The sequence below is a fragment of the Schinkia azotoformans LMG 9581 genome, from assembly GCF_000307855.1.
Classification (GTDB): Bacteria; Bacillota; Bacilli; order Bacillales; family Bacillaceae_J; genus Schinkia; species Schinkia azotoformans.
The window spans coordinates 81,486-96,325 of the sequence record NZ_AJLR01000039.1; the positions used below are offsets into that span (position 1 = coordinate 81,486).

The following is a 14,840-nucleotide window of genomic DNA, read 5'->3' on the forward strand; positions in this document are numbered from 1 at the left end:
ATACATCTATATATTACGCCAATTTTTGCGACTTTTCACCTATTATATTATTTTTTTAATAAAGGCAGGTCATTCCTGCCTTTTCTATCATAGTAAGCCCCATTGCTTTGCTGTAAAGCGTAATTCATCACGAAAATCTGGATGGGCTATATTGATTAACTCCTTGGCCCTCTCGGAAATGCTTTTTCCTCTTAATTTTGCGACACCAAATTCTGTAACAATATGATCTACATCATTCTTAGATGTTGTAACGACAGACCTTGGTGTTAACTGTGGCTGAATACGTGAAACTGTACCATTCTTAGCAGTTGAATGTAAACAAATAAATCCTTTGCCATTTTTCGCAAACATAGCACCTCTTGCAAAATCGGCTTGACCACCAGATGAACTATAGTAACGGCCTTGTATGGTTTCAGATGCACATTGTCCTAAAAAATCAACCTCAGTGGTGGCATTAATAGATACGATATTATCCTCTTGGGCTATTATTCTGGGATCGTTAACATAGTTTACAGGCATCATCTGGGTCCCGAGATTATTATGAAGAAAGTTGTATAGATTTTTGGTACCTAAAGCAAATGTTGCCAGAGTTTTACCAGGTAATAGTTTTTTTTCAGTATTCGTTACAACCCCTTTTTCTATCAACTCCATTACCCCATCAGCTAACAATTCCGTATGAATTCCAAGATTTTTATGGTTAGTCAACATCGATACGGTCGCATTTGGAATGGCACCTATTCCAGATTGGATGGTTGAGCCATTTTCGATTCGCTCCGCTATAAATGCTGCAATTTTCTGATCGGCTTCAGTAATTTTTGCCGGCTGGACTTCAAACAGGGGATAATCTACATTTATGTATCCAGAAATTTGGCTAATATGGATCTGATTGCTTCCAAATGTTCTTGGCATTTGTTGATTCACTTCCAAGAAAAACGGAACCTTACCGATAAATGGAGCTACATAATCGGCTGAAACCCCTAACGAAAAGTAACCATGCTCATCCATAGGTGACGCGGTGGCTAATATTATTGACATTTTCGTTGTTTTTTCAAGCAATCTAGGCACTTCATGAAAATTATTAGGAACTAGAGAACATTTTCCTTCTAAAAAAGCCTTTCGCGTCGCATGACTTAAAAAATAAGAGACATGATCAAGATGACCTGAATATTTCCCCCAAATATAATCCCTTTCTTTTATTGTATGCATTTGATGAATTCGAACGTTTTTTAACATTGTTGCATTTGCTTCAAGGACATCTAACAGTACTTGTGGCTCCCCATTCGCAATCGGTAAAATTATATCATCACCATCATGAATATAGGATAAAATTTCTTCAGGTTTTTTTTCCTTGTTCTTAATCAAAAAATCACGACTCCTTTATTTTTGCTCAGACTAACCATATATTAACATTTCTACAAATGCACATAAATAGAAAAAAAGTAAGAATTTATGAACAAAAACTCTTACTTTAGTACTTTTATATTTTCCGGTTCTAATGTTACTAAAAACCAGCCTCTTGTTATTGAATGTTCTGTTTGATTGACTTGCTTAATGACATCATAGACATGAATAACGTATCCATTTTCCGCTTTATGGTCAAACTCAACTGCGGTATTAGGGCTGTCTCCTAATTCAAGATACTGCCTCACCAAATTTTCAGCTCTGTTAATTTCCGGACTTTTTTGAAATTCAGCATTCTTTTGTTTGGTGTTATTTGATATTTGTTTGAGCGCTTATTTTTCTTCTTTAGTTGTTGATGGAGCTTCAACATTATTTTCTTTGCATCCAGCGATAAAAATAAACGCAAGGACGATCCACAATATCTTTTTCATTTTATTCCTCCATTGAACGTTATAACTCCCAAATAGTATTAACATTTTTTAACTGATTTAAAAGGATTAAAAATTTCAGATAACTTTCAGAATTTGGGATTATATTCTAATTAGCAAAAGGATTTGGAGGAAAGATATTATGAAAAAGATATTTATACTCTTTATTTCAATTACTCTGATTTTGTCTATACAGGATTATGCAGAAGGCAAGACATTAGGAGTTTCCTTGGTTGATGAAAATCTCAAAATTGAAACCAATGATAAGTATGTTGGGGTGCTATTGGGAGAATTAATTCTTCTTCCTGATGATAATAATTATGATAAACCAAGTGCATTAGAAATGATTAACACGCTTTCGCAAATTAACCCAACAATCTTAAACTTCTTAACTGAAAACAATCTAAAGGTAAAACTATTTAATGGAAAATTAACGGATGAGCCAAGCTTTCAAAATTTAAAAGGTACGGTTCCGAGAGGTTGGAATAATGGATTAACATGGGATGATGTCCCCGGGGGTTGTGGTCCTACGCTTGCTCTCGCAAAAATAGGGGCAAGTCAAACAGGGATGGGACATAGTTCAGTCAATTTGGAGCTGCATGAAGTCGGTCATTTATTCGAACGAAATTATCAGAAACTTAGAGATAATATGGAATATATTCAGATTTGGAAAGAGGAAGCTCCAAAGTTGATGCCAGGACGAGATTATTTCTCAGACTATCAAGATGAATTTTTCGCCGAAGCCTTTGCAATGTATTATTACGGCTCCAATACAAGAGAAGTGGTAAAGCAAGTCGCCCCAAACACATATTCATTAATAAGTGACATAGAAAATAGCCCAGTATTAATTTAAAAAGGCTTTTCAAACACGAAATTGTTTGAGAAAGCCTTTTTCCTATGGTTTTTGCTATCCCAGGGCAACATCCAATATCATCATGATTGTAAAGCCGATCATTACAGCCATTGAAGCTAAGTCATGATTTCCGTTTTCATGGGAACTTGGAATAACTTCTTCTGCCACTACGAAAATCATCGCACCTGCTGCAAAACTTAATGCATATGGAAGTAATGGCTGCACAAAAACGACAGCTAATGCACCGATCACCGCTGCAAAAGGTTCCACCATTCCTGAAAGCTGTCCGTACCAAAAGCTTTTCAAGCGGGACATCCCTTCTCTTCGAAGCGGAACAGATACCGCAACACCTTCAGGAAGGTTTTGGATTCCAATTCCAATGGCTAATGCCAAAGCACCCGCTAAAGACGCTGATGAATAGCCTGCAGCAACCGAACCAAAGGCAACACCAATGGCGAGACCTTCAGGAATATTATGCATTGTTATCGCAAGAACCAATAATGTACTTCTTCTTTTTCTTTCCGGGTGAATTCCCTCAGCCTGTTCCATTGGCGACATTGGGTGCAAATGTGGCAATATTTTGTCAAACAACATAATGAAAAGGCCACCACATAAAAATCCAATTGCTGCCGGAATCCAAGCAATCTTTCCGCTTGCTTCCGCCATTTCAATAGCCGGAGACAGAAGTGACCAGAAGCTGGCAGCAATCATAACTCCCCCAGCCAACCCGAGCATTCCATCAAGCACCTTTTGGTTAAAATTTTTTGCTGTAAAAACTGACGCTGCCCCAACCGCAGTCATCAGCCATGTAAACAAGGTGGCAATAAGTGCCTGCATGGCAGGACTAAATTGGGATATAAATTCGAGCATTTCCTTCTATCCTCCCACTAGGATCATATTCAATTAAACCTATTCTGCAGAGCAGATAATAATCAAACATATGCTAATTTGATAGGAAATGTGCCCATTTTTATTATTAAAGATAATTTCAACCTTAATGTAATGAAGTCTTCTTATAATCTGCTACTTTTATAAGCATCGCCGTCTCATCACAATTTAAGAATTTTGGACAACTCATACAGTCTTTCCAAATTTTTTGCGGCAATTCCTGCTTATCAACAATTGTAAAACCGCATTTATGGAAAAAGTCCACCTGATAGGTCATTGCAAATACATTTTCAACCCCAAGCTGCTCTGCATCTTCTATTAGATTATACACGAGTTTTCTGCCGGTACCCAAACCTTTACACTCAGGGGAGATTACCAAGGAGCGAATTTCCGCTAAATCTCTTCCTAAAACATGTAAACTACCTGCACCGATAATTTTTCCATCTTGTTCAGCAACCCGCATACATTGAATATTTTCATATAAAGATAGATGTGTTCTTGGTAATAGGAGATCTTCCTTCGCATACGAATCAATAAGATCAAATATGGCGTCTACATCTTGAATGCTTGCTTTGCGAATTATCATATTCCTGTCTCCTTAATAAGTAATATTATCTCTTTTTCCTTTATCTAACCTGACCTGTTCCTGTGACAATATATTTTGTAGATGTAAGGGTTGGCAGCCCCATTGGACCTCTTGCATGAAGCTTTTGCGTACTAATTCCAATTTCTGCACCAAAACCAAATTCAAAGCCATCAGTAAATCTAGTAGAAGCATTATGATAAAGAGCAGCTGCATCAACATAATTGAAAAATCTCTCTACATTTTCTGCTGTTTCCGAAATAATAGCCTCTGAATGCAACGAACCATATTTATTAATATGAGCAATGGCCTCATCTACATTTTCAACGATCTTCATCGACACAATTAAATCTAAAAATTCAGTTCCCCAATCCTCTTCGATTGCTTCTTTTATCTCAGGATGTATCCCTCTAACTTTTTCATCACCACGAATTTCAACCTTTTTATCAAGTAATGCCTTAATTAAATCTTCTAGATGGTTTTTTGCCCATTCTTCATGGAGGAGAATAGTTTCAGCCGCATTACATACAGATGGACGCTGTGTTTTCGCATTAATAGCTATATTAATAGCCATATCTTTCGAAGCTGAACCATCAATGTAAATATGACAATTGCCTACACCTGTTTCTAATACAGGTATAGTTGAATTCTCAACAACAGTTTTAATGAGCCCTGCTCCGCCGCGTGGAATTAAGACATCAAAATACTCATTAAGCTTAAACATTTGAGCCGCCGTTTCTCTGCTTGTATCTTCAAGCAATTGGACAGCATCAGCTGGAATTTCAGATTGTTCTAGTGCATGGTGAATAACATTTACAATTGCTATGTTGGAATGAATCGCACTTGAGCTTCCACGTAGGATGACGGCATTTCCAGTTTTTAAACATAAGCTTGAAGCATCCACGGTAACATTTGGTCTAGCCTCATAGACCATGCCAACCACACCCAATGGAACGCGGATCTGCTTCATTTTTAATCCATTTGGTCTAGCCCATGAAGCTAATACTTCACCAACCGGGTCATTTAACTCTACCAGCAGGATCAGAGCCTCCGCCATATCTTTAATTCGATCTTCCGTTAGCCTTAACCGATCTATTAAAGATTCGTTAAATCCGTTCTTTTTACCAACTTCAATATCCTTTTCATTCTCTGAAATAATATAATCTTTTTCCAATAGAAGCTGCATGCTGATTCTACGTAATGCATCATTCTTCTGTTCGGACGTTTTAACTGCTAATTCACTAGTGATCGCTTTTGCTTTTTTGGCTTTTTCTAATAATTCACTCATTTCATCACCTTCTCTTTTTTTAATGGCACCCAGCGATCCCGATGAATAACTTCCGTCTGATCACTTTGTAATATTTCCTTCGCTTCCGTGCTTGATAAACCCTTTATTTTAATTAATTCATTCGAAGGGAAATTCACTTCACCCCTGCCGATGACTTCAGCTTTATGGTTCGTAACCTCAACAACGTCACCTACACGAAAATCACCTTTTACATTAATAATGCCTGCAGCTAAAAGACTTTTCCCTTTATGAAGAAGTGCATCAATGGCTCCATTATCAATTTCAATTTCACCAGCTACATTTGAATGCAGTGCAATCCATTGCTTTGAATTTTTCACACCAGTTTGATTGGAATTTCCTATATACGTTCCATCACCTTTACCCGCTAAAATATCGGTAAGTTTGTCCTGGCCAGAACCCGTTCCAATGAAGACATTAACCCCCAGTGGAAGGGCGGTTTTTGCCGCTTCGATTTTAGACCTCATGCCGCCTGTTCCCATTTTGGAACCGGAAGAAGATGCCATTTGCAGAAGCTCATCCGTAATTTCAGGTAGGAAATTATATTTTTTAGCATTTGAATTTTCATTCGGATTTTGGTCATAAAGACCATTCACATCCGTTAAAATAATGAGAAAATCAGCATGTACAAGTCCACTGACAAGAGCTGAAAGCATATCGTTATCCCCGAATGTTAACTCATCAATTGAAACTGAATCATTTTCATTAATAATTGGTAAAACATCACGCTTTAATAACTCCGATAACGTTGCATAGGAGTTACTATATTGCTCTTTATTCATAAAACTGGACCTTGTCAACAACAGCTGAGCAGTCACAATATTATGATTTCTAAAATGCTCTGTATAACCCTGCATTAATAATCCTTGGCCGACAGCTGCGGCTGCTTGCTTTCCCGCTATCGTAACAGGTCTCGTTGGATAGCCTAAACCTTTAAAGCCAGCTGCCACAGCTCCGGATGAAATTAAAATAACCTCATGTCCCTGCTTTTTGAGCATAGCCAAAGCCTCAACGTGTTCGGCAAGCTTTTCGATCGATAAGCCACCATTGGTATTTGTTAAAGAGCTACTTCCAATTTTTACAACAATTCGTTGCTTAGCCACACTAATTACTCCCTTCATCCTAAGAAAAGAAATAAAATAAAAACACTCATGAGCGATTGCTCCTAACCCAGTATAAGAATAGTCGGTTGGCATACCAACCGACAACTTTTTTCTAACAGAAAAAGACCCTTCCTCATCCTGTGAAAAGGACGGAAGAGTCTTATCTTTCGCGGTACCACCTTTTTTGGCAAATAGATGCAAGTGCATCATAGCCCTCTTAAATCCGTAACGTGGATAGGTCGGTTAGGTTTTAACCTAACAGCTCTGGGGTAGGTTCGTTTGTCTCGGTCCCGTTGAAATCTTTCAGCCTACGGATTTCAATCTCTTCTCGGGTGAATATCAAGCTACTGGTCCCCTTCAATGCTCTATTTCAAATGATTTTCTATTATTATGCGATATGATTTTGTTTGTGTCAATGCCATGTATTTGAAAAATTTGAATTCTATAATATTAGAAATATAAACAGTGTCAACTCATAATATTTTCCGTTTCTTCTGATTAAATAGATCCCCAAAAAATGTATGATAGTATAGGTCGACCACTGGCTCAAAATGTCTGGAAAAATGCTTGTTCAAAATACGGCTCGGGCAATAACTTCCTTCCACTTAGACTAGTACTTCATCCATTTCTTTTATTTCATCAGTCTTAGCGTCAAAATCATAAATTTTTTCTATAAAAACTTGGTGCCAAATCATAAAAATTAACACTGTCCATATTTTTCTGCTGTAATCAGCCTTTCCTCGACAATGATCTTCCAGTAAACTCAAAATATATTGTTTGTCAATCCACTCATCTGTTTGGCTAGTTTGAATAATATTAACAGCCCAATCGTAAAGTTCATTTTTCAGCCATACGCGAATAGGCACCGGAAATCCTAATTTACGCCTATGTAGTACATGTTCAGGGACAATGTCCTTCAACGCTTCTCTTAAAATATATTTTGTTGTTTGATTAGCAATTTTCATAGATGGGACAATTTCAGAGGCTACTTGAAAGACCTCTTTATCTAAAAAAGGAACGCGCAATTCTATAGAATGTGCCATAGTCATACGATCCGCTTTTAGTAAAATATCTCCCCTTAACCAAGTATGAATATCGATGTATTGCATTTTACTCACTAAATCATAATTTAATACGTGGTCATAAAGTGGACTTATAATTTGATGATATTTAATCGAACTATTATACGTTTTCAAAAAATGCTGTTTTTCCAGCTCATCAAACATTTTTGCGTTCCCAATATACCGTTCTTCAAGCGGGGTACAACCACGAATAACAAAGTTTTTTCCTTTTGTTCCATCAGCCAGCACACTTATTGACTTCTTCATCAACTTCTTCATAAAAGGTGGAATGTAACTAAAATACCTTAAGGAATTTGGTTCACGATAAATATTATACCCACCGAATAACTCATCGGCCCCTTCTCCTGAAAGAACTACTTTTACATACTTTCTGGCCTCACGGGCAACGAAATATAACGGAATGGCCGCTGGATCTGCTAATGGGTCATCCATATGCCAGACAATTTTCGGAAGCTCCCTTACATATTCTTCTGGTGAAATATAAAAATGAATATTTGTTACATTTAAACTTGCTGCGGTCTCCTTGGCAACATCTATTTCACTATACCCTTGTTGTTCAAATCCTACAGAAAAGGTTAAAAGAGACGGGTTTAACTCTTTAGCAATCGAAACAATGGACGATGAATCTATTCCACCCGATAAAAAGGAACCGACGGGGACATCACTTCTCATATGCATTTCTACCGAATCAAATAATACATCTCTAACTTTTTTAATTAATTGTTCTTTTGTATAGTGCTTTGGTTCAAAAGTAGCATTCCAATATTTTTTTATAATAATCGGTGCACCTATTCGTTTAATAAAACAATGGCCAGGCTCTAGCTTTTTGATATTACCTGAAAGGGTTAAAGGTTCTGGAACAAATTGGAAGGTAAAATAATGTTGCAATGCGTCAACGTTTACATCCTTTATTGTTTTTAAAATACTTTTCTTTTCCGAGGCAAAATAAAATCCGTGCTCTTCTTCCAAATAGAAGAAAGGCTTAATTCCAAAATGATCTCTAGCACCAAAAATTAATTGGTTTACTTTATCATAAATAACAAATGCAAACATTCCTCTCAGTTTATCGACAACGTCCTGTCCCATTTTTTGATAAAGCGCTAATATCACCTCTGTATCTGAACCTGTCTGAAAATTGTATCCATCTAAAATTAATTCGTCCCTTAATTCTATAAAATTATAAATCTCCCCATTGAATACAATCCAATACTTCTGATTGTTATATGACATTGGCTGATGTCCACCTTCTAGGTCAATGATACTCAACCTTCGAAAACCCATTAAAATATTGTCTTCAATATAATACCCTTCATCATCAGGACCTCGATGGTAAATCGTATGATTCATACTCATAAATTCATTTATTTTTAATACATCAGGATGGGGTTGAAGAGCCCCAACAAATCCACACATTAATTATCCTCCACAAAATTTTCCAATTAATTAGCAACCTTTTAAGTAGTTAAATCTTATTATAGTCTATGAAACTGAAAATTTGATGAAAAACAAACAAAACAAACCAAAAAAAGAGGGATTTTATCCCTCTTTTTTTGGTTACCATTATGGTTACATTCACTTAAATTAAGTCAGATTCTTGGAGCGGAAACTGAATTTTCAGGCGACACCAATACGCATTCTATGCCAATCTAAAAATAATACCATGTCCGCCTTTTGGATATTCCCATTTAATGTTTTGATGTGGGCATCCAATGCGGCAGCTTCCACATTCATGACAGCCTTCATAACCTACAAACATTCGTCCTTCTTTTTCCCATTTATACACTTCACCTGGACAGAATACTGTACAGATTTTATCAGGGCATTTCGTTGCACAAATATCAAAGTCTAACACGGTTAAATGAGATTTTGAATCGGCTTTATAACGGACTAAATACTGTTTTTCCTCAATTGTCTTTGCGTCTTTAGCCATTATTTCATCACCTTCCATGCACGGTATAAATCTTTCGCAACAGCAAGTTTTCCTTTATTGCCAATCATAGTTTGAATTGCTGCTTTCTGTTTGTCACGCTTCGGCGTTCCATCTACAGACAAGAAGCTGCTTGCTGCTTTATTCATTAATGGGATATATTCCTTAAAGTACTGTGGATTTGTCTCAAATGTGTGTGTTGCATCCTTATACTTTTCAAGGTCTTTGCCAATAAAGCTGTTCATTACCTTTTCACGGTATCTTGATAATGCAGATTCAGAAATATCGCCTTTTTGTTTTGCTTCTATAATCGTTTCAGCAGCTAATCTTCCTGATGTCATCGCCATATTTGATCCTTCACGGTGTATTCCGTTTACAAATTGAGCAGCATCACCAACGACTAACACGCCATCACCGTATAATTTCGGAATTGAATTATATCCGCCTTCTGGAATTAAGTGAGCTAAATATTCAGCTGATTCACCATCCTTAATTAGCGGCTTAACCATTGGGTGGTTTTTCACATATTCCAACAGCTCATATGGTTTAATTTTTTCTTTCACCATACTTGATAAAGTTGCACCAACACCAATGTTTATACTTTCCTTGTTTGTATAAATGAAGCAGGTACCTAGATTACCTTTTGTACCATCACCAAAGATTTCAATGGCAACCCCTTGGTTATCACCGACATTAAATCGGTCATTGATCACATCTTTTGGTAGATTAATAACCTCCATTGCACACAGAGCAACCTCATCCGGGCGAAGCTCTCTATGAAAGCCAAGCTGTTTTGCTAAAAGAGAGTTAACTCCATCAGCCAAAACTACAACATCAGCATATACATCCCCGTCCGGGCGGTCAGTGCGAACCCCTACGACTTTTCCGTTTTCAACGATACATTCAAGGACCACGGTTTCATTAATAAGAAGAGCACCAGCTTCTACAGCCTTATTTGCAAACCATTGGTCAAACTTAGCACGAAGAACAGAGAAGCAATTGTATGGAGCTTCACCCCACTCTTCATTTTTGACGCTTGATGTCACACATGACTTTTTATCCATCAACCATGCTCTTTGTTCAATGATCGGTCTTTCAAGCGGTGCATCCTTCCAAAACTCGGGAATAATGTCTTCCAACTGCTTTCTGTATAGAATACCACCCATTACGTTTTTAGCGCCAGGGTATTCACCACGTTCAATTAATAAGACTTTTAATCCTGCTTTGGCACTTGTATAAGCACATGCAGAACCCGCGGGTCCCGCACCTACAATAATAACATCAAATTTCTCAGACATGCTCCATTACACCTCCGGACTTTTCTAGTGCTGCTTTGAATTCTTGAATGAGTAACGGAAGAATCTCCATCGCATCCCCAACAATTCCATAATGCGATGCATCAAAGATGGCTGCATTAGGATCTTTGTTTACAGCAATAATAAGTTCAGAGTTTTTCATTCCAACAACATGCTGAATAGCACCGGAAATTCCAAATGCAAAATAAATTTTTGGTGATACCGTTTCACCTGTCTGGCCAATTTGCAGGTGGTGATCAAGCCAGCCAGCCTCAACTACATCACGAGTACCGCCTACTGTTGCACCAATCACATCAGCAAATTCATATAGCAACTGGAAGTTCTTTTCATCCCCCATACCTTTACCGCCGGCCACAATAATATGGGCATCGGCCAAGCTTGCTTTTTTCGTTGTATCCCTAACAATCTCTAAAACTTTTGTTCGAAGACTCTTTTCCTCTAAACCTAGCTTTTCCTCAATAACAGTTCCGTTGCGGCCTTTTTCAGGAGGCAATGCCTTCATAACCTTAGGTCTTACTGTTGCCATTTGCGGGCGGTGTTTTTTACAAAGAATGGTCGCCATGATATTTCCACCAAATGCAGGACGACTTGCTTCAAATAGACGTTTCTCTACATCTACGTCGAGCATCGTCGTATCCGCCGTCAATCCGGTGCTAATATCTGTAGCTATCGCACTTGCTAAATCCTTCCCGTTAGACGTTGCACCATAAAGAATGATTTCCGGTTTATATTTTCTTATTAAATGACTTGCACCATGCATAAATGGCTCTGTCCGATAGTTTTGAAGAATGGGATCATCGATTAGATACACTTCGTCAGCACCATATTCAAAACAAGTATTCGCCAAACCTTTAATATTATTTCCCAAAAGGAAACCTGCCAGCGGCACCTCTAGTTTATTCGCTAAATCACGCCCGGCACCTAAAAGCTCAAGTGATACTCCAGCAATTTCGCCTTCACGCTCTTCAATAAATACCCAGACGCCTTTATATTCTTCGATCATATTACATCCCCCTATTTACTGCCCGAAAAGTTCGCTCTTTTCAGCAAAGATAGTTGATACGATTTCCTTAACCTGTTCATTTGGGCTGCCTTCTAAAATTTTAGCCTTTTCAGGCGGCTGTGGCGCCCACATCTTTCCAACAATCGTTGGTGAACCTTTTAAGCCAAGTTGTGCAATATCTACTCCTTCAAAATCGTCAACTGTCCAAATAACCGGTTGATACCTTGCTGCTTTAATCATATTTGGCATTGGTGAATATGAAACTTCGTTGATTTCTTTTTCGACAGTAATTAAACATGGCAGCTGCGATTGGATCACTTCGTAGCCATCTTCAATTTTACGGTGAATTTTAATATACTTTTCGCTTTCATTCACTTCATCAATTTTTATGACTTTTGTAACAGGTGGAATATTTAACCGTCTTGCTATTCCAGGTCCAACCTGTCCTGTATCCCCATCAATGGCATGTAAACCGCAAATCACTAAATCAATTGGATCATTTTTTGATATTTTATCGAGAGCATTGTACAATGCATAGCTGGTAGCCAATGTATCCGCACCGGCAAACCTGCGGTCGGTAATCAGATAGCCTGCATCTGCTCCAATTTCGATACACTTCTTAATAACCTCTGTAGCTTGTGGTGGCCCCATCGATAAAACGGTAACCTTTCCACCTACCTGCTCTTTAATACGAACTGCCTCTTCCACGGCATGACCATCATAAGGATTCAATATCGCAGGAACTCCACGGCGGTCCAATGTGTTCGTTTTTGGATTAACCTTGATGATTTTTGTGTCTGGAACTTGTTTTACACAAACAACGATGTGCAAAAGAAACACACTCCTCTCGAATAAACCACACTTTTTTTAGAAAACCGTAAATCAAATACACCTTGGCGTATTTGCGCCCAGATTTTTTCGAGCTTGCTCGAAAAACTACCTCTGAAAATCGCAAGGCTCGCCGGAGGCTTAACTTTATTCAGTAGCGAACTTCTGCTGAATAAAGTTAAATGTTATATTAAAAGAGTTTAGAAACAAGAATACTATTTCTATTCTCTAAATAACCACAATCTAAAAAAATTAAAGCAAACGTTTTCAATGTTTTAATAATCCAATAACACTATTCCCACCGTAGTTACATTAACCTATGTTGTTATATATATTTTCAATTGTACAATTGTTCACAAACTTTTTAAAGAGTAATTTTGACAAATTTGCAAATTTTTTAAAAACATTTTTCGAACATTTTTTTAGACAAATAAAAAACGTTAAATCCATCTGTGATTTACATCACTCACATGGTGTAAAAGTTATTATATATTTAATATAAACTACTATTAGGAGGTACATGATTTATGTCATTAATAATAACAAGCACAATGAATGTTGGAGATATCGTTACACAATATCCACAGGCTGCTGACTTATTTAAAAAATACAAAATTGATTTTTGCTGCGGTGGAAATCGACCTCTACATGATGCCATTCTTGAAAAAAACTTAAACGAAGATGAAATTGTACAGGCGTTAAATGAAGGCTATGAGAAAATGCAAGCAATGAACACTGAAACTACGAACTGGCAAGAAGTTTCAAGTGCAGACCTAATCGATCATGTAATGCAAACACATCATGCCTATTTAACCGACGAGCTTCCAATGCTTGGACAATTCGTTACAAAAATTTATCGTGTACATGGTTCAAACCATTCTGAACTAGGCGAAGTGTACAATCATTTTCATGATTTAAGCAAGGAATTAATGGAACACATCATTAAAGAAGACGAAGTTATTTTCCCTCTAATAAAAGCATATGAAGCTGGCCCTACTTCAGAAAAACTTGAAGAAGTTAAAGCAGCTATTACTGAGCTTGAGAAAGAACATGATCATGCTGGAGATTTATTGAAGCTTATCCGCGAAATTACCAATGATTACGAATTACCAGTGGATGCTTGTATGACTTATACAACTACATTCCAAAGATTAGAAGCACTTGAGTCTGATATGTTTATCCATGTTCATAAAGAAAATAACATCTTATTCCCACGTTATTTGAATAAGTAATAAGAAAAGCGTAAGCGCCCGTTCAGCGAAGTTTACGAGTCGCTGGGCGCTGAAGCTAGACAATGTTTGAAAAAATTAATAGACATGAGTCACCCCATGTCTAGAATTAATATCCATAATCCCAGTCAACAACGTCCTCTTTGAAGCCAATAACCATTACATTTCCTAAATCCACTTTGTGATTGTTAAGAGTACAAGTACAATTTTCATCGCCGCATTGTTGCTTAATTTCCTCCAAAGTTTCCTTCTTAATATCCTCTAAAACGATAACCTCCTGTTGATTACGGTAAAGTACAGCTGTACCCGCCATAATTCAATGCGCCACCTTTCATTTTCTCTCACCATTTTTGTTCTCTATATTTCTCATTATACGCCTGTCTATTTTTTATACCATAAGTTTGTGAATAATTTCACATTTATGGCAAAAAATATAAAACATTTTGTTACAAAACAAAAAATCAGATTCTACTAATATGAAAAGTGTTATAATTATTTATATCGACAACTTCGGTTTAAGCGCTTTCAATCGCTGCTAGATAAAGGACCCTCTACAAAATAGAGAGTCAAAAATAGAAACTAACTAATCATATTAGTTATCATTATAAAGATCACAAATATATTGAATTACAGATTGGTCTTCTGTTTTTGTTTGCTTTTTATCTTCCGGCTTTACCTCAACTGTATTTGGCATTTAAAATCTTCCTTCCTGCTATTTTGGTTTTTAAATTTATCAATATTTTCTGATAATTTTAAACCCGAATGCTCATTTAGTCAACACCATAATCAATAATTTTTCCTAGAAATTTGTGTCATTTTTACGAAAGCAATATCATAAAACCAAGGAATATCCGAATATTGTAAAAAGTATATAATAAAGTAGGGAAACCTCT

Annotated in this window: 14 protein-coding genes and 1 other annotated feature; of the genes, 2 read left to right on the forward strand and 12 right to left on the reverse strand. The window is 37.0% G+C overall.

Annotation, left to right across the window (positions count from 1 at the left end; genetic code table 11):
- Positions 1 to 87 precede the first annotated feature (87 nt).
- Positions 88 to 1,362 (reverse strand): acetyl-CoA hydrolase/transferase family protein, encoded by a 1,275-nt coding sequence (locus BAZO_RS04215; RefSeq protein ID WP_003330052.1) that lies wholly within the window; start codon positions 1,360 to 1,362, stop codon positions 88 to 90.
- Positions 1,363 to 1,463: 101 nt separating this feature from the next.
- Positions 1,464 to 1,649, reverse strand: a complete 186-nt coding sequence (locus tag BAZO_RS04220; RefSeq protein WP_003330053.1) for a hypothetical protein — start codon at positions 1,647 to 1,649, stop codon at positions 1,464 to 1,466.
- A 322-nt stretch (positions 1,650 to 1,971) separates the two neighbouring features.
- Between BAZO_RS04220 and BAZO_RS04225 the strand changes: the two genes are divergently transcribed.
- Positions 1,972 to 2,682, forward strand: coding sequence for an anthrax toxin lethal factor-related metalloendopeptidase (locus tag BAZO_RS04225; protein WP_003330055.1), 711 nt, complete (start codon positions 1,972 to 1,974; stop codon positions 2,680 to 2,682).
- Positions 2,683 to 2,736: 54 nt separating this feature from the next.
- Here BAZO_RS04225 and BAZO_RS04230 read toward each other — a convergent pair whose 3' ends face one another.
- The 9 genes from BAZO_RS04230 to BAZO_RS04270 all read right to left on the reverse strand — a co-directional run bounded on the left by BAZO_RS04230 (position 2,737) and on the right by BAZO_RS04270 (position 12,721).
- Positions 2,737 to 3,552, reverse strand: coding sequence for a ZIP family metal transporter (locus tag BAZO_RS04230; protein WP_003330056.1), 816 nt, complete (start codon positions 3,550 to 3,552; stop codon positions 2,737 to 2,739).
- Between the two features lie 124 nt (positions 3,553 to 3,676).
- Complete coding sequence (locus tag BAZO_RS04235) at positions 3,677 to 4,156, reverse strand: N-acetyltransferase (protein ID WP_003330057.1); 480 nt, start codon at positions 4,154 to 4,156, stop codon at positions 3,677 to 3,679.
- A gap of 40 nt (positions 4,157 to 4,196) precedes the next feature.
- Positions 4,197 to 5,441 carry a glutamate-5-semialdehyde dehydrogenase gene (locus tag BAZO_RS04240; RefSeq protein ID WP_003330058.1) on the reverse strand — a complete coding sequence of 415 codons (1,245 nt, stop codon included), beginning with the start codon at positions 5,439 to 5,441 and terminating at the stop codon, positions 4,197 to 4,199.
- Positions 5,438 to 6,562 (reverse strand): glutamate 5-kinase, encoded by a 1,125-nt coding sequence (gene proB / locus BAZO_RS04245; RefSeq protein ID WP_039956997.1) that lies wholly within the window; start codon positions 6,560 to 6,562, stop codon positions 5,438 to 5,440. The genes BAZO_RS04240 and proB overlap by 4 nt, the downstream gene beginning before the upstream one ends.
- Before the next feature lie 142 nt (positions 6,563 to 6,704).
- Positions 6,705 to 6,932, reverse strand: a binding site (T-box leader).
- A gap of 235 nt (positions 6,933 to 7,167) precedes the next feature.
- On the reverse strand, positions 7,168 to 9,057 hold the full coding sequence (gene asnB / locus BAZO_RS04250) for an asparagine synthase (glutamine-hydrolyzing) (RefSeq protein ID WP_003330060.1): 1,890 nt from the start codon (positions 9,055 to 9,057) through the stop codon (positions 7,168 to 7,170).
- Positions 9,058 to 9,280: 223 nt separating this feature from the next.
- Positions 9,281 to 9,592: a ferredoxin family protein gene (locus BAZO_RS04255; RefSeq protein ID WP_211208543.1), complete on the reverse strand. Its 312-nt coding sequence runs from the start codon at positions 9,590 to 9,592 to the stop codon at positions 9,281 to 9,283.
- On the reverse strand, positions 9,574 to 10,869 hold the full coding sequence (locus tag BAZO_RS04260) for an FAD-dependent oxidoreductase (protein WP_003330062.1): 1,296 nt from the start codon (positions 10,867 to 10,869) through the stop codon (positions 9,574 to 9,576). The genes BAZO_RS04255 and BAZO_RS04260 overlap by 19 nt, the downstream gene beginning before the upstream one ends.
- Positions 10,862 to 11,890, reverse strand: coding sequence for an electron transfer flavoprotein subunit alpha/FixB family protein (locus tag BAZO_RS04265; RefSeq protein WP_003330063.1), 1,029 nt, complete (start codon positions 11,888 to 11,890; stop codon positions 10,862 to 10,864). Before BAZO_RS04265 ends, BAZO_RS04260 begins: the two co-directional genes overlap by 8 nt.
- Before the next feature lie 15 nt (positions 11,891 to 11,905).
- The gene (locus BAZO_RS04270; protein ID WP_003330064.1) at positions 11,906 to 12,721 is read right to left on the reverse strand and encodes an electron transfer flavoprotein subunit beta/FixA family protein; all 816 of its coding nucleotides are present in this window, start codon (positions 12,719 to 12,721) and stop codon (positions 11,906 to 11,908) included.
- 524 nt (positions 12,722 to 13,245) lie between these two features.
- Here BAZO_RS04270 and ric point away from each other — a divergent pair.
- Positions 13,246 to 13,950, forward strand: a complete 705-nt coding sequence (gene ric / locus BAZO_RS04275; protein ID WP_003330066.1) for an iron-sulfur cluster repair di-iron protein — start codon at positions 13,246 to 13,248, stop codon at positions 13,948 to 13,950.
- Between the two features lie 106 nt (positions 13,951 to 14,056).
- On the opposite strand, the gene BAZO_RS04280 is transcribed toward ric, so the two are convergent.
- Entirely contained in the window at positions 14,057 to 14,260 is a 204-nt protein-coding gene (locus BAZO_RS04280; protein ID WP_003330067.1) for a hypothetical protein, read from the reverse strand.
- Positions 14,261 to 14,840 lie beyond the last annotated feature (580 nt).